This window comes from Moheibacter sediminis, from assembly GCF_900176425.1.
GTDB classification, from domain to species: domain Bacteria; phylum Bacteroidota; class Bacteroidia; order Flavobacteriales; family Weeksellaceae; genus Moheibacter; species Moheibacter sediminis.
The window spans coordinates 360,931-387,556 of record NZ_FWXS01000002.1 but is presented as its reverse complement, the minus strand read 5'-3'; the positions used below and the strand labels follow the sequence as shown (position 1 = coordinate 387,556).

Sequence of the window (26,626 nt, the reverse complement as noted above, 5' to 3'; positions counted from 1 at the left end):
TTAATCATAATTTAATTCAACTCTTAATTTTTCTTGAATTTTTGTGTGTTATTTATGAATGCCGTATTTTAACCAATGCTAACTTCCTTTTTATTGGAGTGTTCAGCGATGATTTGCCCGTCTTTGAGCTCGATGGTTCTTTGGGAAAATGACGCATCATAAGCGGAATGTGTAACCATGACGATAGTAGCACCTTTTGCATGCAAATCAGTGAGTAATTCCATCACTTCATTGCCGTTGCGGCTGTCGAGGTTTCCGGTTGGTTCATCTGCAAGGATTAATTTTGGTTCTGTTACCAAAGCTCTTGCAACTGCCACACGTTGTTGCTGTCCTCCTGAAAGTTGTTGTGGGAAATGCTTTGAACGGTGAGAGATATTCATTCTTTCCAGGATTTCATTTACTTTTTTCTTTCTTTCAGATGGATTTATACCATTGTAAATGAGAGGTAATTCTATGTTTTCAAAAACATTTAATTCATCAATCAGATTGAAATTCTGAAATATAAATCCGATGTTTTGCTTGCGGACTTTGGAACGTCCGTTTTCCCTGAGCTTTGCCATTTCTTGTCCATCAAACAAGTAGCTTCCGGAAGAAATATCGTCCAGCAATCCTAAAATGTTCAGTAAAGTTGATTTCCCACAGCCTGAAGGTCCCATGATGGAAACAAATTCTCCTTTTTTGATGTGCAAATTGACATTGTTGAGCGCTGAAGTTTCTACTTCTTCCGTTCGATATACTTTGTTTAGATTTTCTGTTTTTATCATTTTATTGTTGTTTTAATTAAATATTAAACCTCACAAATTTCAAAAACCTGTGAGGTTTTCTTTGGGAAATGGAATTGATAATGTTGTTATTCTGATTTATTATTTGATTAGTTTAAATTTAAAACTTCTACATTTTTGTAATCCTGATAAGAAGAAGTGATTATCCTGTCTCCGATTTTTAGTCCTTCAATGATTTCGTAATAAATTGGATTTTCTCTTCCAATCTTAATGTTTCTCCTCATAGCTTTTTTATCTCCATCCAATACAAATATCCATTTCCCGGCGGTTTCCTGATAAAATGCTCCTTTCGGAATCAGTAGACTTTCTGTGCTTTCTGAGAGAAATAATTTAATGCTGAAAGACATTCCCATTTTCAGATTTTCCGGGAATTTATTTTTAAAAACCAGATCTACCTGAAACTGTCCGTCCTTTACTTCCGGTAAAATTTTTGAAATCATCACGTCATAAGTTGTACCCTCAAATTCAATGGTTCCGCTGTGTGCAGGCTGAAGTCTGGAAATGTAGTATTCATCTACTTTTGCTGTGAGTTTATAACCGTCCATAATGTCAATTTTCCCTACACTTTCTCCTGCATTGATGTGTTGACCCAAACTAGGGTCAAATGAAGAAATCCTACCGGTAGAAGAAGCCAAAACGATAAAATTTTGTTTATTGCTGCGCAAAATTTCCAGATTCCTTTCCATTTTTGTCAATGCTTCATTGATAGAATTAATCTGTGTAGAACGCGCTTGTTTTTCTTTTTTGACACTCGTTTGGATAACTTCTTTACGTTTTGACTGGTAACTGAAATTTTCTTTGGATTTGTTGTAATCTTTTTCAGGAATGATTTCAGAAGTATATAAATTTTTATCCAAATTATATTGTTGTTCCGAATCGATGTAATCATGCTGAATTAAAATCATTTCTTTTTCAAGTTCCAATTCCTGATTGGTCAAACTGATTTTTAAGTTTTTTAAATTGTTGATTTGTTCAATAATTGCTGTTTCCTGCTGCAGATAACTCAGTTCGGTATTGGGGTTATATATGCGCATAAGCGGTTCACCTGCACGAACCATAGAACCATCTTCTACAAAAACTTCCTGAACTGCACCCCCTTCCACAACATTGATCAAAACTGAATTCAAGGGTTCAATTTTACCATTTAAAATTACAATGTCATCAAATTTCCCATTTTTCACTTCGCGGATTGCAATTCTAGATTGATCTACATTTAATGATTTCTTCTTTAATAATGATGAACTTAAAAATCCAATCAGAATTAGAGCGGGAATAGTAATGAAAATTATTATTTTGTATTTCGATTTTTTATTTTGAACTTTCGTGTCCATTAATGGCTTATTTTTCAGTTAGATACATTCAAAAATATGCCAGCGAATTATAAGTTGTTAATGGGCTGTAAATTAGGAAATACTGTTTTTAGAATAATTTATGACTGTTCGTTTTCGGACATATTTTATTTCAAAAACGAACACTTAAGTTTGAAAAATGCGAAAGAAAGAAGCAACGATTTTAATTGTAGATGACGATCAGGACATATTATTTTCAGCAAAAGTCTGGTTGAAACGATTTTTTAGTCTGGTTTTGACTTGTGATGCCCCTCAGAAAATCCGTTCCATCATTCAGGAAAATGAATTGGATGCGGTTTTGCTTGATATGAATTACCGTAAAGGTTACGAGGATGGAAAAGAAGGATTGTATTGGTTGGATTATCTTCAGGAAGTTTCTCCCAATACAGTTGTGATTCTCATGACGGGTTTCGGAGATGTTGCTTTGGCAGTAGATGGGTTGAAACGAGGAGCTTTTGATTTTGTATTGAAACCTTGGGACAATGATAAATTGTATGCTTCGGTTAAGGCTGCGGTGGATTTGGCACGAAAAAATAAGAAAGTTGACCAGCTCGAAAAAATTACTGAGTCCAATATGGTTTCCTATTTCGAAGGGAAATCTTCAGCGATGACAAGTACATTTAATTTTGTAAGAAAAGTAGCTCCCACAGATGCAACGGTTTTGATTTTAGGTGAAAATGGTACGGGCAAATACATCATGGCTCAAGAAATTTATAGCAAATCTGAACGAAAAAATGCACCATTTGTACACGTAGATTTAGGTTCAATCAATGAGAATCTATTTGAGAGTGAACTCTTTGGTTATGCAAAAGGCGCTTTTACAGGTGCGGAAAAAGATGTAGCCGGAAGGTTTGAACTCGCTGATGGAGGAACTATTTTTCTGGATGAAATCGGGAATTTATCGTTACCACTTCAGGCTAAATTACTCACGATTTTGCAAAATCAAAAAGTAAATAGGTTAGGGGAAAGCAAAGAACGAAAAATAAATGTACGTGTCATTTGTGCGACGAATGCTCCAATTTATAAAATGGTAAAAGAAGGAAAATTCAGACAGGATTTATTGTTCAGAATCAATACCATGGAGATTACAATTCCACCGCTCAGAGAAAGGAAAGAAGATATTTTTCCTTTGGCAGAATATTTACTTCAAAAATTTAAAAATAAATATAGAAAGCAGGATTTAATTTTTTCTAATAATGTTAAAAATGAAATTCAGCAATATACATGGCCTGGTAATATAAGGGAAATGGAGAACGTTCTGGAAAGAGCTGTGATTTTGGCGGATAAAGCGGAAATTGATAATTATGATTTACATTTTTCCCCGATTGATGTTTCAAATGAATTTACTTCCAATCTGACTTTGGAAGAAATGGAAAAGGAAATGGTTCAAAAAGCAATGCGAAAACATCATGGAAATATAAGTAAGGCGGCAGAAGACCTGGGCATTACCAGAGCTGCATTGTACAGAAGAATTGAAAAATTTAATTTGTCATAATGGGAAAGTTATTTGGTTTCAAGATGGCATTGAGGATTTTTCTGATTTGTACATTGGTAGTGTGCAGCGTATTTTTATTGGTTAATGAACTCATTTTCTCTGGAATTTTTCTATTATTGATTGTTTTGATTTTAGGAATTGAATTTTACCAGTTTTTGTTGAAACCTTATCAAGATGTTCATAAAACTTTGTCGGCAATGTACAACGAAGATTTTTCGCTCAAAGCGCCTTCAAAAGATAAAAATGAACTCTTTCATAATCTGTCCAATTTATACGAAAAACAAAGACAATCTTATTTTGAACAGCAATCGATTCAGATTATTTACAATAATTTGCTGAATAGTATTTCGACCGGAATTTTAATTTTGCGAAAAGCTGAAAATCAAGATTGGGACATTTTTTTGATGAATGAATCTTTTGCTAAAACCTTTCAGATGCCTGTTTATAGTTCTTGGAAAAATCTGAATAAGAATCTGCCCGAATTTGTGCTACGTCTAAATGAAACAGAATTTAATGAAGTGCAGCAAACGTTGGAGATTTCAATTGATAATCAGGAAAATCAAACGTATTCGCTCAAAACTTCAAAAATCAAAACTTATAATTATACCTATTTCATTGTTTCGCTTGATTCCGTACAGTCGATCATTGAAAAAAAAGAGAAGCAGGCTTGGTATGATTTGATGAAAGTAATTTCTCATGAAATGATGAATACGTTGACACCAATTAACTCATTGGTAAATAGTTTGCAATATTTTGCAGAGCAGGAAGAGTGGAGTAGTGATGACAAAATAGATTTCAAAGAAAGTCTGAAAACAATCCAGAAAAAGACGGTTCACATGCTCGCATTTGTGGAAAATTACCGTGAGTTGACCAATTTTCCAAGCCCTAAAAAAGTCGAAACCAATTTGGTTTCAATTGTCAATAGTTGTTTGCAAGTAATGAAACCTACGTTTGCTGAAAATGAAATTCGAATCAAAACTGAATATGAAAAAAATGAAATTATTTTTCCGGTTGATTTGATATTGATAGAACGTGTTTTGATTAATTTATTGACAAATAGTGTTTATGCTTTGCAAAATATCAAATTTTCTAAAGAAATAATTATAAAAATTTACAGTCAGAATTTTAGAGTTTTTATAGAAATCAAAGACAATGGACATGGCATAGAAAATGAAATACGAGACAAGGTTTTTATTCCATTTTTTACAACGCGTGAAAACGGAGCAGGAATAGGATTGTCGCTTTCAAAGAACATAATGGAAGCCCATAATGGTCATCTGACCTTCAGAAGTAAGCCGGGAGAAACTTTATTTATAATGAGCTTTAATTAAATTTTAAGTATAAATGAGATATGAGTTGTCAATCCATACATCTATAAACAATTTTGCTTTGGATGATGCTCCTAAAACTTTTTGTCCTTCCAATTCACTTTGCTGCTTTCTGTCTGAATGTTAAATTGTCATTGTTTTCTTTTAAAATTGCACAGCAAAATTCAGCTGATAGACCATTAAACAAAGGATGTAGCGCATAAATAAAATGTGATGTAAATCAATTCATTATAGAATATCAGAGTCCAAAAGCACTAAATATATGGATTGTAACATGCTTAATTAAAATGCGTCTTTAGCCAAAAGTATTTTATGAAGCATTTTTCAGTATTTATGATTTGTTTTCTGTCCCTGATCATTAAAGCACAGGATAAAGCATATATTGAGTGGTACTTACAAAGAGAAGATACAGATATTTTTGTAAAAGAGATAGGCACTGGAGCTGATACGGTAATTGTTGTCCATGGAGGATTTGGAGCCAATCATGATTACATGCTGGATGCGCTGGAAGGTTTAAAAAACGAATTCCGCTTTGTACTGTATGATCAGCGTGGCTCATTGCTTTCACCTGCAGCAAAAGAAAATTTAACCTTTCAGAAGAATGTGGAAGATCTGTATGCGTTGGTAAAAGCTTTGAAATTAGAAAATGTAAAATTATTCTGTCATTCGATGGGTACATTGGTAGGAATGGAATTTGCACGTCAGTATCCTGTGAGTGTATCTCACCTAATTCTTACAGGAAGTATTTTTCCCAAGTCAGACAGCATAGAGAATATATTTTCAAAACGGATGGAAGATCAGGTTGCCTTCCTTGCAAACAGGGTAGAAGTAAAAAAAATGCTTGAACCCTATAAGTTAAAAGGTTTAGAAAATCTTCGGACCATTCAGGATATAGAAACTTCATCATTGACCCATAAAGATCTCACGGAATACTGGCGTATAAGCTTTGCCTCGGTTAATATTTATGATATCAGCAAGTTTAATCTTGTGAAAGGGGGAAGGGCCTATTATAAACAGGAAGCATCTGTTATGTCAGAAACAGTAAACTGGAAATACGACTACAGGGATATTTTAAACAAGATAAAAACAACTTTCATCAATGGTGACCATGACTTTTTTGACTTCCATGCAGAAATCCTGAAACAACAATTGGAAGATTACAGCAGTATAGAATTAAAACTGGCACCTCAAGCCGGCCACAATATCTGGATTGATCAACCCATGCTGTTTGAAAATTATTTAAGAGGGGCTTTGAAGAGATAATATATTGCATAAAGATTAGAATTTCCGGTTTCTTTGTTTGAAGATTAATCGAAATACCTCTCAACAATATTTAAATTCCCCGGAAACTAAATCATATGACGGGAACTACAAGTCGATGATAAATTCACAATTTGACTACATATTCGGTTGATTTGGCTACGGTAAAGAGATTATAAGACCGCAATTTTGCTTCATCAAATTAAATAAATTATGGAAGCAAAAAAAGTATGGTTGGTAACAGGAGCGTCAAAAGGTTTGGGGCTTACTTTGGTCAAAAAGCTACTGAAAAATAACTATCGTGTTGTTGCCGCCTCCCGAAATGTAGAATCTTTAAAAAGTGAGATTAAGGATGGTTCTGATGCCTTTTTACCAATTGAAATTAACCTGTTGGATGATAGTGATGTAAAAAATGCGATCGAAAAAAGCATCGCTCATTTTGGTCGTATTGATGTGGTGGTAAACAATGCGGGTTATGGACAGATAGGTACTTTGGAAGAATTATCTGACGAGGAATCGCGAGAAAATTTTGATGTAAATGTTTTTGGAACACTCAATGTGATTCGAAATGTAATGCCTTATTTAAGAAAGCAAAGATCGGGTCATATTTTTAATATTTCATCTGTGGGCGGTTTATTTGCAGGTTTCCCGGGCTGGGGAATTTATTGTTCGACCAAATTTGCAGTGGCGGGATTCACCGAAGCGTTGGCCGAAGAAGCAAAGGAATTCGATGTAAAGGCTACCATTGTTTATCCGGGCTATTTCAGAACTGATTTTCTGGCGAAAGGTTCTGTGAAAACACCTAAACAAATCATCACTGATTATGAAGCTGCTAGAGCATCTGAAGTTGTACACCTTGAAAACATTAACGGTAATCAGCCCAATGATCCTGAAAAAGCAGCTGATGTACTGATTGACATAAGCAAAGAAAAAAATCCTCCGGTACATTTGCTCTTAGGTAGTGATGCTTATGAAATGATGAAAAATAAAATCGATATCCTCACAAAAGATGCAGAGCAATGGAAAGACTACACGGTGTCAACTGCATTTTGATGCTTAGCTGCTGGCTGGCAATAAATTGTTCAAACCATAACAATACAATCATGGAGTATAACAAAACGATAGAGGAAACCCAGGAATACATCGGGATGTGGGTGACAGGTGATGGATATATCCGTCATGAACTGCTACCCGGCAATCGCTATGATGAAGCACGAGGTAACCGCAAAAGTGCTTACCAGGGCAGCTATCAAGTGAAAGGAAATCATATCGATTACAGAGACGACACGGGTTTCACTGCAGATGGAGAATTTAAAGACGGAATTTTATACATGCCGGAATGATTTTATACAAAGAAAAAAGTTAAATTAGTATGATGGAAAAAACATTCCGCCTTAATTCGATAGCTGAATTTCATAAATTCTGCAACCTTCCTCACCCTGATCATCCTTTGATCAGTCTGATTGATTACAGCAAGGTTTCCTATCCCTTTGATGAAACAAATGTGAAATGGATACAGAATTTTTATACTATCGGTTTAAAGCGGAATGTCAATGCAAAATTCAATTACGGGCAGCAGGAATATGACTTTGATTCCGGGGTTTTGTCCTTTATCGCACCACTTCAATTCCTGAAAATAGAAGTTAACCCGGATATTGTTGCAGAACCTACCGGCTGGCTACTGCTCGTGCATCCTGATTTCTTATGGAATACCCCTTTGGTCAAAAAAATCAAATCATTTGACTTTTTCCAGTATGCGGTCAATGAAGCGCTTTTTCTGTCTGATAAAGAAGAAAATATCATCGTTGAAATTCTTCTGAAAATAGAGCAGGAGTACCAATCAAACATAGACAAATTCAGCCAGGAGCTTATTGTGGCACAATTGGAAATTTTACTCATTTATGCAGAACGTTTTTATGAAAGACAATTCATCACGCGTAAAAAATCTAACTATGAACTGGTAGAGCGATTTGAAAAACTGCTTAGTGATTATTTTGAAAGCGATCCATTACCGGAACAAGGCCTGCCTACGGTTACAAGCATAGCCGAACAACTAAATATTTCTCCAAATTATTTAGGAACGCTTTTAAGATTGCATACCCTGCAAAATACCCAACAGCATATTCAGAACAAATTGATTGACTACGCCAAGGAAAAACTATCCACAACCGGTCTTTCTATCAGTCAGATAGCCTATGAATTAGGTTTCGAGCATTCTCAGTCTTTCAGTAAGCTTTTCAAACAAAAAACCAATCAAACACCATTGGAGTTCAGACAGTCGTTCAACTAAATACAAATTCTTTGATGAGAAAAAACCTTGTAAAACAGCATGGTTCACAGCAAAATTGAGAGCCTGTATTTTACAACTGCATTCATTTTTTCTTTTTAGAATTATTAATGGTATTTCGTTTAATATTAAATATGAACCTGAAGTACCTCTTCCAAGAAATTTAAAATAATTTTTCAGTTACAAAGTATTGAAGATTAGATAATGCTTGAGTTGATTCAATTACATTCTGCTTTTTTCCTCATCGAGTGAAGTATTCTTTACTTTTTTCTCTTTATTCCCGCCAAATCTATAGGTTAGCTGTAAATAAAATCTTCTTGTTTCCCATTTGTTGATCCAATGTGTTTTGACATTGTCCACAGTTGAATAATTATTATACATGCTTTTTTTAAGGATATTGGAACACCCTGCAGCAAATTCTAATTTATCCTCCATAAAAGACTTCTTAACGGAAGTGCTGAAATCATACAACAATGGCCTATACCCTGTCGGGGTTTGATTTCGACCACTCAAAAATCCGCTCAATGTAAATATCCAACTTTTGGGTAAATTAAACCGATGGTACATATTGACTTCATACCCATAGCCATTTCCTTCATAAGCGTAATTTGGAATTTCTGATTTTTCATCAGATAAGTAAGCATCCAGACTGAACTGCATCGTCCACCATTTTCCGAGCTCGTATGGTATGCTTGCAGAAAAACCAAATCGGGAACCGCTCGAAGCATTGCTTTCATAAATAATGTTATAGTTTTCTGAATCTTGATAATCTATTACATTGACAAATCCATCCTTGTACAGATAACCATAAAGTCCAAATGAAAGAGAATTTTTATAGATGTAATTAATTTCAAAACTATCATAAAATTCAGGCTTCAGGGCAGGGTTTCCTTTTTCTATACTGTAGGCATCCAAATATTGATAATAAGGATTCAATCCCAGGTAACTTGGTCTGGAAATTCTCCTGCTATAGCTCAAACGATATTGATGATTGTCATTCTGATAACTCACGGAAGCTGATGGAAACCAATTTGTATAATTGTCTTTGTTAGTTTGATTATTAACTTGTGAAATTGCCTCGTAATTGTAATTTTCCATTCGTAAGCCAGCCAGAAAAGTCCACTTCTCAATAGTATAGTTCAACTGAGAATAAGCTGAAGTAAGTTTTTCTTTGTATAGAAAATCGTTAACCATCAAACTATCCGGAATTATAAAGTTGTTCCCTTCCTCGGCTGTGTACTGATTGAAATAATCCATATCGACATATGAAAATTTTGCACCGGCTTCTAAATTCAATCTTTCGGAAAGTTTTTGATTCCAGTCAACTTGCGCATTCATCAGATTGTAATTGGTTTTATTCAGACCATCTAATTGATTGAAGGCGCCGCTGGAAAAATCATTTCTTTGAAATCCATTGATCGACTTTTCGTAATAACTGTAGTTAATTTGTGCATCAATTTTGGTCTTCAAGCTGTCGGAGGTGAAGTTGTAAAATAAATTACCCGAAATCTGATCTATGGGCGTTTTTACGTTTTTGAGCAGATTAACTTCATTCTGCAACTCACTATTCAGATAATCCAATGTTTTCCCGTTGGTGAGTTCAGTTCCTCTTTCGGTATAAATTTGCCATTCGGTGCTGATGAGTTGATTTTTATTCAGTTTTCTTTCCACGCCCAAATTAAAACTTTTGCTTTCGGTTTCGGGAAGCCAATAGTTGGTTTGTAATATATTTCTTTGGCCATTTTCTAATTCGATGGTCTGATTAACTTCACGGTCATTAAAAGACTTCCCTTTGTAATAAGAACCACTTGCATTGATACTCCATTTTTCGTCATTATAAAAAAAACGACCTCCCGTCTGGTGTTTGAAATATTCGCCATATCCTGCGTATGTGTAAATATTTCCTCCTAAAGTTTGAGAAATATTTCTTTTCAAAACAATGTTTAGTATCCCTGTCGTTCCGGATGCTTCATACCGTGCCGAAGGCTGAGAAATGATTTCTACAGATTTTATGTCATCTCCTTTCAGGGAACGGATGAATTCCCGTAAGGCATCTCCCTGAAGCATTGATTTTTTGCCATTTATCATTATTTGAATGCCTGTACTTCCTCTGAATTTTAAATTTTCATCTTTATCAAGGCTGATTCCCGGCAGTTGCTGCATGGTTTCCAATCCATTGTTCCCGTCCGAAATACCCATTTGTTCGACATCATAAATGATTTTGTCTCCTTTGATTGAAATCGCTTTTTTCTTTGCGGAAATCACAGCGGCGGAAAGCTCAATGCTTTTATCAGTTTTCAGTTTAATGAGAATCGGATTTTGATTTTCGATGACATAAGTTTGCGATTCGTAACCTATGGATTCGATTTCTAAATAAAACGCGGTTGGATTTTGGTTTAATTCAAACTCAAAATTTCCATTTTCATCCGTATAAAATGTATCAACAAACTGCTTGTTTTCTTTTTCAAATACAGAGATATCAGCAAACAAGACTGTTTCATTTGTTTGTTCATCAACTACCTTTCCTTTTACAAGCTCTTGCGCATTTAACTGTAGAAGGCATAATTGCACAAAGGCCAAAACCAATATTTTTTTCATTTTATTAAATTATGATGCAAGTTTATAATCTTCCAAAAGACGAATAATTTATAAAGGATGTTACAGCTATTTTATAAAACAAAAACGGAGATTGATTCTATGAAAAGTTTGGTTGTGTGAAAAAGGCATTTCATATAAAGTTTGGTTGAGTTAGATTTATAAATAAGAAAAACCTATTGTTTTCAGCTTATTTTTACAAGATGAAAAAACAGCAAGAAATATCAGTTCATCTGGGATTTTGGGTATTGTTCTTCGGAATGAATATTTTATTTGAAAAACTGAACAGTGACAAAAGTTTACCTCTTTTATGGTCAACCTTGCAGGAAATAGGGTTTTCGCTTTTGCAAATGATTGTTTTTTACATAAATTATTTATGGATATGCCCGAAAACCATTCCTCAAAAGAAATGGTTTTTATTGATACTGGGACAAGTTTTTCTATTGTTTTTATTCCCGGGATTAAGACACATTATAGAAGAAATTATCATTTATCAAATCACCGGAAATCATAATTACCCAATACAGTCTCAACTCACACCTTACTATGTTTACGATAATTCTTATTATTCTGTCCGCATCATTTTATTTAGTTTTGTTTTTTATTTCCTAAAAATTATTTGGGACAATGCACAAAGAATCAATGAGCTGCAACTTGAGAATAAACACGCAGAACTGCAAAATCTAAAGAATCAGTTGAGTCCACATTTTTTATTTAATACGCTCAACAGTTTCTACTCGGATCTGATGGACACACAACCTAAAATAGCAGAAGATGTCCTGAAACTATCCGATATGCTGCGTTATGTGACTTATGAAAATGAAAAAGACGAAGTTTCTCTGGAAAGCGAAATTCAATTCATTCAAAATTATATAGATTTGTTTTCAAGAAGATTTGACAATCAGATTGCCGTTGAATTTCAGTATGAGAACCATAATAATTTCGTGACAATCCCATCTTTGTTATTGATTCATTTTGTGGAAAATGCTTTGAAACATGGAATCTCTAATGACAATTTCAAACCTATCAGGATTGATCTGAAAACAAAAGAAAACCGTCTTTTGTTTCGGGTAGAAAATTCCTATAAATTGTCTGAAAATTATGATGAATCCGGCATTGGATATAAGAATGTACGACAGCGGTTAGAACTTTTGTTTCAGAAAAATTATACCTTAGAAGTTCAGGACGCAAATGATTTTTATAAAATTGAACTAAATATCCCATTGTCCCAATGAGTAAAATTTTAAGTTGCATCATAGTTGATGACGAACCTCCGGCAGTGCGGGTTTTACAGAAATATGCAGAGCAATTACCTGATTTGAATTGCATTGCTGCTTCTAATAATTCAATCGAAGCATTACAATTGATTCAGGAATTGAAACCCGATGTTTTATTCTTAGATATTCAAATGCCTGAGTTAACAGGGATTCAGCTTTCCACTTTATTGAAAGATAAAGTTTATATCATTTTTACGACAGCTTACGCACAATTTGCACTGGATGGATTTGAATTAAACGCAGTAGATTATTTGTTGAAGCCTATTTCTTTTAATCGATTTATACAATCGGTAGAAAAGGTTAAAACGCGAATTCAAAAACCTGAAAATAATGTTTGGGGAATTGAAGCAGATTTTTTCTTTGTAAAAACAGATGGTAAAAATCGTTTCAAAAAAATAAAATTAGACGATGTTTTTTATCTCGAAAGTATCAAAAATTATGTTGTAATTCACTTGGGAAATGAGGAGATAGTAACTTACAACACATTGAAATATTTTGAGGAGAGTTTGCCTGAAAATCAATTTGTAAAAATTCATAAATCTTATTTGATCTCGATGAATAAAATTGAAAAAACAGATACAAATGAAGTTTGGATTTCCGACAAAAACCTGCCACTAGGAGACACCTATAAGAATGAATTTTTCGATAGAATTAATAAAAGAGTTTTATAGTGATTAAAAACGCAACATTCCTTCACTTAAAATCATACAATGCTGCTTCCAGTAATTTAATTATATATATTTGATAGGTTATTTAACTGATTTAGCTTTCTCAAATCTTCTAATAATAAATCCGGGTTTTGTACCATAGAGTACAGAGCGACTTCAGCAATGATTCCGCTTTTTTATTGACTATTAAATTTACAATTATGAACAAATCATATTTTTTAGAAGAAGTCTTCGACAAAATAAATTCATCTGAAAACCCTTTATCAAAAGGAGATTATGAGAGATGTACTTTTTCTTTTTGTGATTTTTCTAATTTTAATTTTTTAGGAATTAATTTTATCGATTGTGAATTTGTTGACTGTAATCTGAGTTTATCTAAATTAAATGGGCTTTCATTTCAGAATATTCTTTTCGAAAACTGTAAAATGATAGGGATGAATTTTGAAAATTGCAACGAATTTTTGCTCTCATTTCAGTTTCATAGTTGCATTTTAAATCATTCTACTTTTTATGGGTTACAAATTCCAAAAACAATTTTTCGAAATTCAGAATTGAAAGAAGTTGATTTTTCTAATTGTAATTTGAATCAGTCTGTCTTTGACAATTCTAATCTATCTGAAGCAATTTTTGAGAATACTTCTTTGGAAAAATCCGATTTCAGAACAGCTCAGAATTATTCAATCCATCCGGAAAGCAACAAGATTAAATATGCTAAATTTTCTATCCATGGAGTGGCAGGATTGCTTTATAGATATGGGATTGAGATAGAATAATTCAAAAAAATGACTGAAATAGATTAATCAGTTTTTTTGGTCCGATTTTTTTTTATTATAAATTAATTGCACATATTAAAATATAAACTATAAATTTGTGCTGGTTAAAAAACACAAAAAAATGTCAATTCAATTACATCATCATCATTTTCATACTTGCCCTCAAGCGAGCTGATAAGGATATGCTGTAACTTCAAAATATCTAATCCCGTTTGAGTAAATCAAACGGGATTTTTCTTTTAAGACTTTTCACAGATTTACTCAGACATTTAATTAAAAAACAATGAGTAAACTGAAAATTGCCCTTCAAAAAAATGGCAGGCTTAGCGAAAAATCAATCAAATTATTAGAAGAATGCGGAATTAAATTCCCAAATGGCGGTGGGAAATTAATTACAGAATCTACCAATTTTCCATTGGAAATACTCTTTCTGAGAGACGATGACATACCTCAATATGTGGAACAAAAGGTAGCTGACATAGGAATCATAGGCGAAAATGTATTTGCAGAAAGTCTAAAAAACATTAATTCAATTGAAAAACTAGGATTTTCTGCCTGCCGTCTAAGTTTAGCTGTTTCGAAGGATGTTGATTACCAAGGACTAAGTTTTTTCAACAACAAACGCGTTGCCACTTCTTATCCAAATATCTTATCAGGTTTTTTTCGAAATAATGACATCCACACAAACATTGAAATCATATCCGGAAGTGTTGAAATTGCTCCGGGAATTGGTCTTTCTGATGGAATTTGTGATATCGTAAGCAGTGGAAGTACTTTGCTTTCAAACGGATTGAAGGAAGTCGTAAAAGTAATGGATAGTCAGGCGATTTTGGTTGCTAACCCGGATTTAGAAGTAAATAAACAACAAATTCTGGAGAAATTATTATTCCGAATCCGCTCCGTCAGAAATGCAAAAGAAAACAAATACATACTTCTCAATGCTCCGGATGAAAAATTAGAAAAAATTAAAAAAATTCTTCCGGGAATGAACAGCCCTACGATTCTTCCTTTGGCTCAAGAAGGTTGGAGCAGTTTACATTCTGTAATCAGTGAAGATAAATTTTGGGATGTAATTGACGAGCTAAAAGAGGCTGGTGCGCAAGGGATTCTTGTTGTGCCAATCGAAAAAATGATTGTTTAATCTGAAAATTTATTGAAATGAAATTATATAAAAATCCACCTCAGTCCGAATGGGATAATTTGGTAAAAAGACCAGTTCTAGATTCAGAAAACTTAGAAGAATTAGTTAAACAAATAATTGATGAAGTTAAAATAAGTGGAGACAAAGCCTTAAAAAATTTTGCATTGAAATTTGATAAAGTAAATCTCGAAAACTTAATAGTATCTCAAACAGAAATTGAATCAGCATCAGGGAAAATTTATTCTGAACTCAAAACTGCAATTTCAATAGCAGCGGCAAATATTAAAAAATTTCATTTATCCCAAATAAATTCAGAATTATCAGTTGAAACGATGAAAGGCGTAAGTTGCTGGAGAAAATCTGTACCCATAGAAAATGTAGGATTATACATTCCCGGAGGTTCAGCTCCACTATTTTCAACAATTTTGATGTTGGGGATTCCGGCCCAGATTGCAGGTTGTAAAAGAATCATTCTCTGCACCCCATGTGACGAAAATGGACAAATCAATCCTGCAATTTTATACACAGCAACAAATTTAGGAATCACAGAAATTTATAAAATTGGAGGAGCTCAAGCCATCGCAGCGATGGCTTACGGAACAGAATGCATTCCTAAAGTTGACAAAATATTCGGTCCGGGAAACCAGTATGTAACCAAAGCAAAAGAATTGGTACAAAAAAACGGGATTGCAATCGACTTACCTGCGGGACCGAGCGAAGTTTTAGTGATTGCAGATGAAAATGCTGATGCAGATTTTATTGCTTCCGATTTACTTTCTCAGGCAGAACATGGAGCTGATAGTCAGGTGATTTTATTAACCGATGACATTTCGATGCCTGAAAAAATTAAGTATTCATTAAACGGGCAATTGAAAATTTTACCCCGAGAAAATATTGCACAAAAAGCAATTGAAAATAGTTTTGTAGTTGTGTTTGATTCAATTGACAGATGTTTTGAATTCAGTAATTTATATGCTCCTGAGCATTTGATTTTAGCAATTGAAAACGCTGAAAATTACATTGCTCAAATACAAAATGCAGGATCTGTTTTCCTCGGAAATTATACTTGCGAAAGTGCTGGAGATTACGCAAGCGGAACCAATCACACGCTTCCTACAAATGGTTATGCGAAAAGCCATAGTGGTGTTTCTCTGGATAGTTTTGTGAAGAAAATTACATTTCAAAAAATCACAAAAGAAGGACTTCAAAGTATTGGACAAACTATCGAAGTGATGGCAGAAGCAGAACAATTATTAGCTCATAAAAATGCAGTTTCAATTCGATTAAAAAAGATAAATAATGAATAGTAAAATCAAACGATTGCTCAGAAAAAATATTTTTGAACTTTCTCCTTATTCAAGTGCAAGAGAAGAATATGTTGGGAAAGAGGGGATTTTTTTAGATGCAAATGAAAACCCCTACGGGATTTACAATCGTTATCCGGATCCTTATCAAAACCAATTAAAACAGAAATTAGCTGAGATAAAAAAATGTAAATCCAATCAGATTTTTATAGGAAACGGAAGTGATGAAGTGATTGATTTGGCATTTCGTATTTTTTGTGAACCTTATCAGGACACGGCACTTACTTTCGCTCCGACCTATGGTATGTATCAGGTTTCTGCAGACATCAATGCAGTGGAATTAATTCAGATTCCTTTGAATAAAAATTTTCAGATTGATAGAAAAACTGTAGAGAATTGTTTAAAAGATGAAAACCTGAAATTGATTTTCATTTGTTCGCCCAATAATCCCACGGGCAATCTTTTGAACACGGACGATATCGAATTCATTTTGCAAAAATTTAGTGGAATTGTAATAATCGATGAAGCTTATATTGATTTTGCAGCGCAAAATTCTTTCATTGAAAAATTAAATATTTATCCTAATCTGATAGTGAGCCAAACACTCAGCAAAGCCTGGGGATTGGCGGGAATCCGATTAGGAGTTGCTTATATGAATGAGGAAATTCTGGCTTTTTACAATAAAGTGAAATCTCCTTACAACATCAGTTCAATCAATCAGGAAATGACTTTGAAATATTTAAATCAGCAGGAAGAATTTAATTCAAAATTAAATGAAATTTTATTTGAAAGAACGAAACTGATAAATGAATTAAACCATTTGAATTTAGTGAAAAAGGTTTATCCGACGGATGCTAATTTTATTTTGATGGAAGTGAAAAATGCAGATGAATTGTACAAAAAATTAATTGAAAAACAAATCATAATTCGAAACAGAAATTCTGTAATACCAAAATGTTTACGGATTACAGTAGGAACTCCTGAAGAAAATCAAAAATTAATAACCGAGTTAAAAGTAATTGACAATGGCTAAAAAAGTATTATTCATAGACCGTGACGGTACCATCATCAAAGAACCTGAAGATTTTCAAATTGACAGTTTTGAAAAACTGGAATTTCTCCCGCTAGTGATTAGTAACCTGTCCAAAATCTCCAAAGAACTAGATTTTGAATTGGTGATGGTTACCAACCAAGATGGATTGGGAACCGATTCGTTTCCGGAAAACACTTTTCATCCGGTGCAAAATTTCATTCTGGAAACTTTAAAAAATGAAGGTGTTGTCTTTTCTGAGATTTATATTGATGCATCGTTCGAACATGAAAACAAACCAACCAGAAAACCCGGAATTTCGATGCTCGGAAAATACATTTACGGAGATTATGATTTGGAAAATTCTTATGTAATTGGTGATCGGAAAACTGATATGCAACTGGCTGAAAATCTTGGGACTAAATCTATACTTATCAATAAAGAGCTTCTTGCAGATGCAACATTTACTTCACTGGATTGGAGTGAAATCTATCAACATTTAAAAGCTTTGCCAAGAATTGGAATTAAAAAACGAAAAACCTTGGAAACAGATATTTCGGTAGAAATTAATTTAGACGGAAACGGAAATTCATCAATTGATACCGGATTGCCATTTTTCGATCACATGCTGGAACAAATCTCTAAACATGGAAATATGGATTTAAATATCAGAGTAAAAGGTGATTTGGAAATTGATGAACACCACACGGTTGAAGATGCTGCACTCGCACTTGGAGATGCTTTTTTACAGGCTTTAGGAAGTAAAAAAGCAATCGAACGTTATGGGTTTTTATTGCCGATGGATGATTGTTTGGCGCAGGTAGCACTTGATTTTGGAGGACGTCCTTGGATTGTTTGGGATGTAGATTTCAAGCGAGAAAAAATCGGGGATGTGCCCACAGAAATGTTTTTTCATTTCTTCAAATCTTTTAGTGATCAGGCACAATGCAATTTGAACATCAAAGCAGAAGGTAAAAATGAGCACCATAAAATAGAATCTATATTCAAAGCATTTGCAAAAGCCATTAAAATGGCTGTCACTAAAACCGAAAATTACAACATCCCAAGTACCAAAGGAATAATATGATAGCCATTTTAAAATACAATGCCGGAAATGTGAAATCTGTAGAAAATGCGGTAAGAAAATTAGGTTATGAAGTAATCATAACAGATGATGATAAACTATTGAAATCAGCTGATAAAGTGATTTTTCCGGGAGTTGGTGAAGCTGCTTCAGCCATGAAATATCTGAAAGAAAGAGGAATTGATGAAGTGATTAAATCTCTCCAAAATCCAGTTTTGGGAATTTGTTTGGGCATGCAGCTTTTGTGTGAACATTCAGAAGAGGGAGATACCAAAGGATTGGGAATCTTTAAAACGAAAGTTAAAAAGTTTCCGACTGAAAATCTCGTTCCTCATATGGGTTGGAATAATTTCAGCTTTCTCAATGGAGAATTATTTCAAAACGTAAACTTGGAAGATGACTGCTATTTTGTTCACAGTTATTATGCCGAAATCTGTGAAAATTCTACTGCTTTTACAGATTATATTTTGACGTTCAGTGCGGCTTTGCAAAAAGATAATTTTTATGCGACGCAATTTCACCCCGAAAAATCAGCAGACAATGGACTTCAAATTTTAAAAAACTTTCTACAATTATGAGAATTATTCCCGCAATAGATATCATCAACGGAAAATGCGTCCGTTTGACCAAAGGTGATTACAAAACACAAAAAATATATAATGAAAATCCACTCGAAGTAGCCAAAATGTTTGAGGATTTTGGAATTAAATATCTGCATCTGGTGGATTTGGATGGAGCCAAATCGAAGCAAATCATTAATCAAAAAGTTTTAGAAAATTTGGCTTCCAAAACTGATTTGCAAATAGATTTCGGTGGAGGAATTAAATCTCTGAATGATGTGGAAATTGCTTTTAATGCAGGGGCAAAACAAATAACGGTAGGGAGCATTGCAGTTCAAAATCCTGAATTGATGATAGAATGGATAAATCAATTTAGCACAGATAAAATAATTTTAGGAGCTGATTGCAAGAACAGAAAAATCGCAACCCATGGCTGGCTTGAAAGTAATGATTTGGATGTAATTGATTTTATTCAGGAATATGAGAAAAATAAAATAAAATACTGTATTGTCACTGATATTGAAAAAGATGGAATGCTTTCCGGTCCTTCTGTAGAATTATACAAAGAAATTTTATTTGACACCCAAATTTTCCTCATCGCAAGCGGTGGAATTACAACAATAGAAGATCTGAATGTATTAAAAAGCTTAGGGTGTGAAGGCGCAATCATTGGTAAAGCAATTTATGAAGGAACAATTAATCTCAAAGAATTAATCGAATTATGTTAAAGAAAAGAATCATTCCTTGTTTAGATATAAAAAACGGGAGAGTCGTCAAGGGAATTAATTTTGAAGGAATAAAAGACGCTGGAGATCCGATTGAATTGGCTCAACGATATGTAAAAGAAGGAGCAGACGAATTGGTTTTTTTGGACATTACTGCCACATTAGAGAAACGAAAAATTTTATGTGAATTGGTGAGTGAAATTGCTTCGGAAATCAATATTCCCTTTACCGTCGGTGGGGGAATTAATTCTCTTGAAGATGCGAAAATGATTATTAATTCCGGTGCTGATAAAATCAGTATCAATTCTTCTGCTATTCAAAATCCTAAGCTCATTGCAGAAATTGTAAATGAATTTGGAAGCCAATGCGTAGTTCTCGCAATCGACACAAAATTTGTTGACAATCAATGGATTGTTTTCAGAAATGGAGGAAATGTTAATACCCAATTAAATGCTTTGGAATGGGCTGAAAAAGGAGTTGAACTGGGTGCGGGAGAAATCTTATTGACATCGATGAACAATGATGGAACGCAATCCGGATTTGCTTTAGAAATTACTCAACAGGTTTCAGAGAAGGTTTCGGTTCCCGTCATTGCCTCAGGTGGAGCAGGGAAGAAGCAAGATTTTGCAGAGGTATTTGAAAAGAGCAAAGCGACAGGAGCTTTGGCTGCAAGTGTTTTTCACTTTGGACAAATTCCAATACCCGAACTCAAAGAATTTTTAAACAAACAAAACATCCCGGTAAGAATATGAATATAGATTTTAACAAAGCAAATGGATTGGTTCCGGTAATCATACAAGCTGAAAAAAGTCTTCAGGTATTGATGATGGGCTATATGAATGAGGATGCTTACCTGAAAACATTAAAAGAAGAAAAAGTTACTTTTTTTAGCCGCACGAAAAATCGTTTATGGACAAAGGGTGAAACTTCGGGCAATTTTTTATGGGTTAAAAAAATCCATATAGATTGTGACAACGATGCACTGCTTATTCAAGTTAAACAAGAAGGTCCGACTTGTCATACAGGCGCAGTATCATGTTTTTGCAACGATACTTCTAATGGCTTTTTGTATCGTCTGGAGGAAATCATCAATCAACGAATCGATGAAAACACCAAAAACTCTTACACCAATGAATTGTATCAAAAAGGCATTAATAAAGTTGCGCAGAAAGTTGGGGAAGAAGCAGTCGAATTGATAATTGAGGCCAAAGATAATAATGATGATTTATTTAAAAATGAAGCGGCAGATTTATTATATCATTTTTTAATTTTATTAAAATCAAAAAATATGGGTTTCCAAGAAATAGAAAAAGTATTGAGTCAAAGATTATAACAATAGCTTCAAACTTTCTGTTATTTTCGCCTATTTGATTATTCCGTGCTGTAAATTATAAATTTGTATAGTCAATCACTATTAACTAAATTTGAGTAATAAGCAATAACTTTAAACATAACAATATGATGTATCTCCTAATGCCAATTATTTTTCTGGCAGTATTTATAGTTTATATCTTGTATGTCTTAATTGTTGAAAAAGACAAGAAAAAACTAAAATCTGTACTCCCTGTGTTGGCTGTTTTCACTACACTATGGATTTTCTTATATTTTTTTATCCATAATATATAAGGAAGGCAACAAAATTAGAAACCCTTTTTTGAGGAAGATGTCCTAAAAATTGGTATGTATAAAGATTTAGAGTAATTTAAAGCAATCAAGTTCTCTCTTAATTTGCAGGAATATATATCTTTGTTTTTCACAGAAATACATTCTCATGATAAAAAGAAAAATCTCATTTATTATTTTAACCACAGGATTGATTATGACAGCTTGTAAAAAAGATGCTTCAACAGATAAATCAGAAAATCCGTTTTTTACAGAATACGAAACGCCTTATCAGGTGCCTCCTTTTGATAAAATCAAAAATGAACATTTTGAACCTGCTTTCATAGAAGGATTCAAAGCTCAGACAGAAGAAATCAATAAGATTGCAAATGAAACGGCTGAACCGACTTTTGAAAATACCATCATTGCAATGGAAAATTCAGGTAAGTTGTTGAAGAAAACTTTAACTGTATTTTTCAATTTAACTTCCTCAAACACAAATGATACTCTTCAGGCTTTGGCACAGAAAAATGCACCATTGTTATCAAAACACAACGATGATATTTACTTAAACGAAAAATTATTTCAACGTGTAAAATCAGTTTATGAAAATCAGGACAAATTCAATTTAAACCCGGAACAAAAAAAATTACTCGAAGAAAAATACAAGAAATTTGTAAGAAGCGGAGCTAATTTAAATGCGGAAGGGAAAAATAAATTGAGAAAATTAAATGAAGAATTATCGGTTTTATCCGTAAAATTCGGAGACAATCTTTTGTCTGAAATCAATAATTATGAGTTGGTCGTTGACAAAAAAGAAAATTTAACAGGATTGCCAGAGTCTTTGGTTGAATCTGCTGCAAATACAGCCAAAGAAAAAGGAAAAGAAGGAAAATGGATTTTTACTTTGCAGAATGCTAGCGTGATGCCATTCCTCCAATTTGCTGACAATCGTGATTTGAGAAAAGAAATCTGGACCGCTTACCAAAACCGTGGCAACAACGGAAATGAATTCGACAACAAAGAATTGGCCATCAAACAAGCCAATCTCCGTAACGAAAAAGCAAAACTTTTGGGTTATACAAACCATGCGGCTTATGTTTTGGAAGAATCGATGGCAAAAACACCTGAAAAAGCTTTTGATTTGTTGAATCAATTGTGGAAGCCAGCGTTGGAAAATGCTAAAAAAGAAGAAGCTGAAATTGCAGCTTTGATGAAAGCTGACGGAATCAACGATGCTGTTCAACCTTATGATTGGAGATATTACACCGAAAAATTGCGCAAACAGAAATTTGATTTGGAAGAATCTGAAATCAAACCATACTTCGCAATCGACAATGTACGTGATGGTGTTTTTATGGTTACCGAGAAATTATATGGATTGAAATTCGAACAATTGACGAATCTTCCGATTTACCACAAAGACGTTACAACTTGGAAAGTAACCGAAGCTGACGGAAAAGAAGTTGGAATTCTTTACATGGATATGCACCCGAGAGAATCGAAGAGAGGAGGAGCGTGGATGAGCTCATTCCGCGAGCAAAAAATGGAAAATGGCAAAAGAATTCTTCCGGTAGTTACAATTGTATGTAATTTTACACAACCTACTGCAGATGCGCCGGCTTTGTTGACGTATGATGAAACCATTACATTTTTCCATGAGTTTGGACATGCATTGCACGGGCTTTTATCTAACGTAACTTACGAAAGTCTTTCCGGAACTAATGTTTCAAGAGATTTTGTGGAACTCCCATCTCAGGTTATGGAAAACTGGGCAGCCGATCCTGAAGTTTTGAAAATGTATGCAAAACATTACAAAACAGGAGAAATAATTCCGGATGCTTTGATTCAGAAATTGGAAAAAAGCGGAACTTTTGACCAGGGATTTGCGACGACGGAATATTTAGCTGCTTCACTTTTAGATTTAGATTACCACACACAAGCAGGAAATATCACAAAATCCGTTACTGATTTCGAGAAAGAATCTATGCAGAAATTAGGATTAATTTCATCCATTATTCCACGTTATAAAAGTACTTATTTCCAACATATTTTTGCGGGTGGATACTCCGCAGGTTATTACAGCTACATCTGGTCAGGTGTTTTAGATACGGATGCTTATTCTGTATTTAAATCGACTTCTTTATTTAACCAAGAAAAAGCGCAGTCATTTAGAAAAAATATTCTTGAAAAAGGAAATACGGAAGATGCGATGGAACTTTACAAAAAATTCCGTGGCTCAGAACCAAGCATCGAACCGCTTTTGAAAAAAAGAGGTTTAACTGTAAATCAAAATAATTTGAAGAATTAATTCAATTTGAATTGATTATAAAATGAAAAAGGCAGTCGATTTGACTGCCTTTTTTGTATGCTTAATTTAAAGATTAAACGGTTTTAGTTCCGTAACCTTTCATTGTTTTAAAGATGTAAAGCAACAAGTGGATAATTCCAAATGCCATTGAGAAATAATACAAACCTGCGTCATTAATTTGTCCTGTTGAAGGATTGACTTCAGAAACCTGATGATGTGCTACAGCAACGATAATCAAAGCAATAGAAAGAACCAAACCGCTAATTCCTACAAATTTATTGGCATTGTTTATAATTCCGGGTTGATGACTAGTTAAATGACTGTTTTTCAATCCGTAAAATAAATAAACATCCAAACCAACAATCATCCATAAAATCAAACGCATCCAGGTGTCCAATGGCAAAAAAGCCATCATAAAGAAACAAACCAAAATCCCTAAAATCGGAATTAATGGAACCAATGGAACTCTGAAAGCTCTTGGTGCATCAGGCATAGATTTTCTCAAGACCAAAACGCCGGCACAAACTAAAATGAATGCAAATAAAGTTCCGATACTCGTCATTTCTCCCACAACACGTCCTGGAACAAATGCCGCAAAAATACTTACGAATAACAAAAAGAATAAATTCGATTTATGTGGTGTCTGGAATTTAGGATGAATTGAAGAAAATATTTTCGGAACCAATCCATCTTTACTCATCGAATAGAACACACGGCTTTGCCCTAACAATAAAACCAGGATTACAGAAGCATATCCCAATAAAATCGCTACCACAATAGAAGTATTTAACCAAGGGTAAGCAGCATGAACAACACCGTCCGGTCCTAAATCTCCCATATTGCTGATCGCAATGGCAACAGGTGCCAATTTATTGGTTGGATCTGCACCATAAGCCTCATAATTAGCAACTCCCGTCATTACAAATGCAAACAATATATATAAAACTGTACAGATCAATAATGACCCTAAAATTCCTAAAGGCATAGACTTTTTAGGATTTTTAGTTTCCTGAGCTGCAGTACTCACAGCATCAAAACCAATATAGGCAAAAAACACGACGGCGGCGGCCCGAATGATTCCGGAGAAACCGAACTCTCCAAATTTTCCGGTATTTTCAGGAATGAATGGGACATGGTTTTCAGGACGGATGTATTGAAATCCTACTACGATAAATATTAGTACGATTACCACTTTCATAACTACAATAATTGCATTTACAAAGGATGATTCCTGCGTTCCTCTGATCAAAACCAAAGACATAATGGTTACGATGAAAACAGCGGGTAAATTAATTAAACCCGTTACCACGTCTCCGTTTGCCAAAGTCATTGAATCAAAAGGTGTCATCAATAATTCAGGAGGGAAATTAATTCCAACGGATTGTAAAAATTTATCGAGATAACCCGACCAGCTCGAAGCAACTGTAGCGGCTCCAACAGCGTATTCCAAAACCAAATCCCATCCGATGATCCAAGCGACAAATTCGCCCATTGTTGCATAAGAATAGGTGTAGGCACTTCCCGCAACTGGTATCATCGATGCAAATTCAGCATAACATAATCCTGCCAGCGCACAGCCCAAAGCTGCAATGATAAAGGAAATAACGATTGATGGTCCGGCATAGTCAGCGGCGGCCATTCCCGTGATGGAAAAAAGTCCAGCACCAATGATGGCTCCGATTCCCAGTGAAATCAATCCCCAGGTTCCCAATGTCTTTTTGAGAGTGTGTTCTCCGCTGTCGCTGGCTTCTGCCAATAGCGTGGACAAAGGTTTTCTTGTAAAAATACTCATGTGTTTTGTTTTTCGATTTGTGTTATCAAGATGAACAAAAGTAACAAATTCTTTATATTTCCATTGGTAAATTTATCGTTTCGACAAAAAAGAAACAGTTTTTTTAATATTTCGTACCAAATAAAATCCTAAAATTCGATTAAAATTCTTTGTGATTAAAGGTATATCTGATTTTATAATTAACTTGCCCCAAATTTGAAATTGAATGAAGAAATCACTGATAATTCTTGCTGCTTTTGCATTGATTGCAAGTTGTAAAAAAGAAAATGAAAAAGTTGTAGGAACAAATGAAAACGGAGAAAAATTAGTTGTAAATGAAGCAGGAGATACTGTTGTCTTTTCTACTGAAAATGTAAAAGAAATCCCTAACGAAGAAGCTGCTTTGCAAAAAGCAGAAGATGGAACTTATACTTTTAGATACAATTTGAAGAAAGGAGAAACTTATCCTTTTTCTTTGAAAATCAATACGAACCAAAGTTTAAGTGACGGTACGCAATCTCAGAAGATGACAAGCTCACGTACAACTGATGTTTCTTATTTTGTAGAAGATGTTGTCGATAATAAATTCAAATTGAAAGCTACTTTCAAAGCATTTAGTGAGGAATTTACTTCTCCCGAAGGAGAAAAAATGTTTTACAACACAGGTTCAACTCAACCGGCTGATAAAGACATTGCACAAAGCTGGAAAATTTATAAGGCAATTACAGGGGAGACTTTTCAAATGGAAGTCGACAATAAAGGTAAAGTGCTAAATGTTAAAGGATTGGATAAGGTTTCTTCATCGGTTCAATCAAAGCTAAAAAATGATTTTACAGCTGAAGAACAAAAAATGATTGGTGAACTTTTGAAAGGAACTTTAAATTCAGAATTCATCAAAATGCAATTTGAAGAAACATTAAACATTTTTCCAGATAAATCCATGAAGATAGGAGAAAATTGGGAAGATTCTCAAAATATCAGTGAAGGCCCGATCAAAGGAACCAATAAAGTTACAAGAACATTTAAATCAATAGATGGAAACATCGCAACAATTACTGTAGATGGAGTTCAAAATGTAAACGGAAAGGAAACGCAACAAGGTGTTACAATGTCAATGTCAAATAATGCAACACTCAAGGGTTCAATTGATTTAGATTTAGGTTCAGGTTGGATTAAAAAAGTAGATTTAACCAAAAGCGAAACCGTAAAACAAACTATGGAAGGACAAGGTCAGAAAAAAACGATGACACAGACTTCCACTACAAAAACATCTGTAAATTAAAT

The 26,626-nt window shown here is 34.1% G+C and carries 23 protein-coding genes; 19 read left to right on the top strand and 4 right to left on the bottom strand.

What is annotated here, in order from left to right:
• Nucleotides 1–68: 68 nt before the first annotated feature.
• Nucleotides 69–764, bottom strand: coding sequence for an ABC transporter ATP-binding protein (locus B8977_RS04735; protein WP_084016525.1), 696 nt, complete (start codon nucleotides 762–764; stop codon nucleotides 69–71).
• Between the two features lie 107 nt (nucleotides 765–871).
• The gene (locus tag B8977_RS04730) at nucleotides 872–2,113 is read right to left on the bottom strand and encodes an efflux RND transporter periplasmic adaptor subunit (protein ID WP_084016524.1); all 1,242 of its coding nucleotides are present in this window, start codon (nucleotides 2,111–2,113) and stop codon (nucleotides 872–874) included.
• A 157-nt stretch (nucleotides 2,114–2,270) separates the two neighbouring features.
• Between B8977_RS04730 and B8977_RS04725 the strand changes: the two genes are divergently transcribed.
• From B8977_RS04725 to B8977_RS04700, 6 genes are all read left to right on the top strand, one after another.
• The gene (locus B8977_RS04725; RefSeq protein ID WP_084016523.1) at nucleotides 2,271–3,626 is read left to right on the top strand and encodes a sigma-54-dependent transcriptional regulator; all 1,356 of its coding nucleotides are present in this window, start codon (nucleotides 2,271–2,273) and stop codon (nucleotides 3,624–3,626) included.
• Nucleotides 3,626–4,957 carry a sensor histidine kinase gene (locus tag B8977_RS04720; RefSeq protein ID WP_084016522.1) on the top strand — a complete coding sequence of 444 codons (1,332 nt, stop codon included), beginning with the start codon at nucleotides 3,626–3,628 and terminating at the stop codon, nucleotides 4,955–4,957. Before B8977_RS04725 ends, B8977_RS04720 begins: the two co-directional genes overlap by 1 nt.
• Before the next feature lie 309 nt (nucleotides 4,958–5,266).
• Nucleotides 5,267–6,217, top strand: a complete 951-nt coding sequence (locus B8977_RS04715) for an alpha/beta fold hydrolase (protein WP_084016521.1) — start codon at nucleotides 5,267–5,269, stop codon at nucleotides 6,215–6,217.
• A gap of 210 nt (nucleotides 6,218–6,427) precedes the next feature.
• Nucleotides 6,428–7,267 carry an SDR family NAD(P)-dependent oxidoreductase gene (locus tag B8977_RS04710; RefSeq protein ID WP_084016520.1) on the top strand — a complete coding sequence of 280 codons (840 nt, stop codon included), beginning with the start codon at nucleotides 6,428–6,430 and terminating at the stop codon, nucleotides 7,265–7,267.
• The gene (locus B8977_RS04705; protein ID WP_221405777.1) at nucleotides 7,234–7,557 is read left to right on the top strand and encodes an Atu4866 domain-containing protein; all 324 of its coding nucleotides are present in this window, start codon (nucleotides 7,234–7,236) and stop codon (nucleotides 7,555–7,557) included. The genes B8977_RS04710 and B8977_RS04705 overlap by 34 nt, the downstream gene beginning before the upstream one ends.
• A gap of 32 nt (nucleotides 7,558–7,589) precedes the next feature.
• Nucleotides 7,590–8,504 carry a helix-turn-helix domain-containing protein gene (locus B8977_RS04700; RefSeq protein WP_084016597.1) on the top strand — a complete coding sequence of 305 codons (915 nt, stop codon included), beginning with the start codon at nucleotides 7,590–7,592 and terminating at the stop codon, nucleotides 8,502–8,504.
• 219 nt (nucleotides 8,505–8,723) lie between these two features.
• Here the strand turns inward: B8977_RS04700 and B8977_RS04695 are convergent, their stop codons facing one another.
• Nucleotides 8,724–11,099, bottom strand: coding sequence for an outer membrane beta-barrel protein (locus B8977_RS04695; RefSeq protein WP_084016519.1), 2,376 nt, complete (start codon nucleotides 11,097–11,099; stop codon nucleotides 8,724–8,726).
• Nucleotides 11,100–11,299: 200 nt separating this feature from the next.
• Between B8977_RS04695 and B8977_RS04690 the strand changes: the two genes are divergently transcribed.
• From B8977_RS04690 to B8977_RS04635, 12 genes are all read left to right on the top strand, one after another.
• Nucleotides 11,300–12,331, top strand: coding sequence for a sensor histidine kinase (locus B8977_RS04690; RefSeq protein WP_084016518.1), 1,032 nt, complete (start codon nucleotides 11,300–11,302; stop codon nucleotides 12,329–12,331).
• Entirely contained in the window at nucleotides 12,328–13,044 is a 717-nt protein-coding gene (locus tag B8977_RS04685; protein WP_084016517.1) for a LytR/AlgR family response regulator transcription factor, read from the top strand. The genes B8977_RS04690 and B8977_RS04685 overlap by 4 nt, the downstream gene beginning before the upstream one ends.
• A gap of 197 nt (nucleotides 13,045–13,241) precedes the next feature.
• The gene (locus B8977_RS04680) at nucleotides 13,242–13,814 is read left to right on the top strand and encodes a pentapeptide repeat-containing protein (RefSeq protein ID WP_084016516.1); all 573 of its coding nucleotides are present in this window, start codon (nucleotides 13,242–13,244) and stop codon (nucleotides 13,812–13,814) included.
• Between the two features lie 283 nt (nucleotides 13,815–14,097).
• A complete protein-coding gene (gene hisG, locus B8977_RS04675; protein WP_084016515.1) occupies nucleotides 14,098–14,955 on the top strand; it encodes an ATP phosphoribosyltransferase in 858 nt (285 codons plus the stop codon).
• 17 nt (nucleotides 14,956–14,972) lie between these two features.
• On the top strand, nucleotides 14,973–16,262 hold the full coding sequence (gene hisD / locus B8977_RS04670; protein ID WP_084016514.1) for a histidinol dehydrogenase: 1,290 nt from the start codon (nucleotides 14,973–14,975) through the stop codon (nucleotides 16,260–16,262).
• A complete protein-coding gene (hisC, locus tag B8977_RS04665; protein ID WP_084016513.1) occupies nucleotides 16,252–17,292 on the top strand; it encodes a histidinol-phosphate transaminase in 1,041 nt (346 codons plus the stop codon). Before hisD ends, hisC begins: the two co-directional genes overlap by 11 nt.
• Nucleotides 17,285–18,376, top strand: coding sequence for a bifunctional histidinol-phosphatase/imidazoleglycerol-phosphate dehydratase HisB (hisB, locus tag B8977_RS04660; RefSeq protein ID WP_084016512.1), 1,092 nt, complete (start codon nucleotides 17,285–17,287; stop codon nucleotides 18,374–18,376). Before hisC ends, hisB begins: the two co-directional genes overlap by 8 nt.
• Nucleotides 18,373–18,951, top strand: coding sequence for an imidazole glycerol phosphate synthase subunit HisH (gene hisH / locus B8977_RS04655; RefSeq protein WP_084016511.1), 579 nt, complete (start codon nucleotides 18,373–18,375; stop codon nucleotides 18,949–18,951). Before hisB ends, hisH begins: the two co-directional genes overlap by 4 nt.
• Nucleotides 18,948–19,661, top strand: a complete 714-nt coding sequence (gene hisA, locus B8977_RS04650) for a 1-(5-phosphoribosyl)-5-[(5-phosphoribosylamino)methylideneamino]imidazole-4-carboxamide isomerase (RefSeq protein ID WP_084016510.1) — start codon at nucleotides 18,948–18,950, stop codon at nucleotides 19,659–19,661. The genes hisH and hisA overlap by 4 nt, the downstream gene beginning before the upstream one ends.
• Nucleotides 19,655–20,410 (top strand): imidazole glycerol phosphate synthase subunit HisF, encoded by a 756-nt coding sequence (gene hisF / locus B8977_RS04645; protein WP_084016509.1) that lies wholly within the window; start codon nucleotides 19,655–19,657, stop codon nucleotides 20,408–20,410. The genes hisA and hisF overlap by 7 nt, the downstream gene beginning before the upstream one ends.
• Entirely contained in the window at nucleotides 20,407–20,991 is a 585-nt protein-coding gene (gene hisIE / locus B8977_RS04640) for a bifunctional phosphoribosyl-AMP cyclohydrolase/phosphoribosyl-ATP diphosphatase HisIE (RefSeq protein WP_084016508.1), read from the top strand. The genes hisF and hisIE overlap by 4 nt, the downstream gene beginning before the upstream one ends.
• Before the next feature lie 438 nt (nucleotides 20,992–21,429).
• On the top strand, nucleotides 21,430–23,571 hold the full coding sequence (locus B8977_RS04635) for a M3 family metallopeptidase (protein ID WP_084016507.1): 2,142 nt from the start codon (nucleotides 21,430–21,432) through the stop codon (nucleotides 23,569–23,571).
• Between the two features lie 73 nt (nucleotides 23,572–23,644).
• Here B8977_RS04635 and B8977_RS04630 read toward each other — a convergent pair whose 3' ends face one another.
• Entirely contained in the window at nucleotides 23,645–25,363 is a 1,719-nt protein-coding gene (locus B8977_RS04630) for an amino acid permease (RefSeq protein ID WP_084016506.1), read from the bottom strand.
• Between the two features lie 205 nt (nucleotides 25,364–25,568).
• Here B8977_RS04630 and B8977_RS04625 point away from each other — a divergent pair, with 205 nt between their 5' ends.
• Nucleotides 25,569–26,624 (top strand): DUF6263 family protein, encoded by a 1,056-nt coding sequence (locus tag B8977_RS04625; RefSeq protein ID WP_084016505.1) that lies wholly within the window; start codon nucleotides 25,569–25,571, stop codon nucleotides 26,622–26,624.
• Nucleotides 26,625–26,626: the final 2 nt, after the last annotated feature.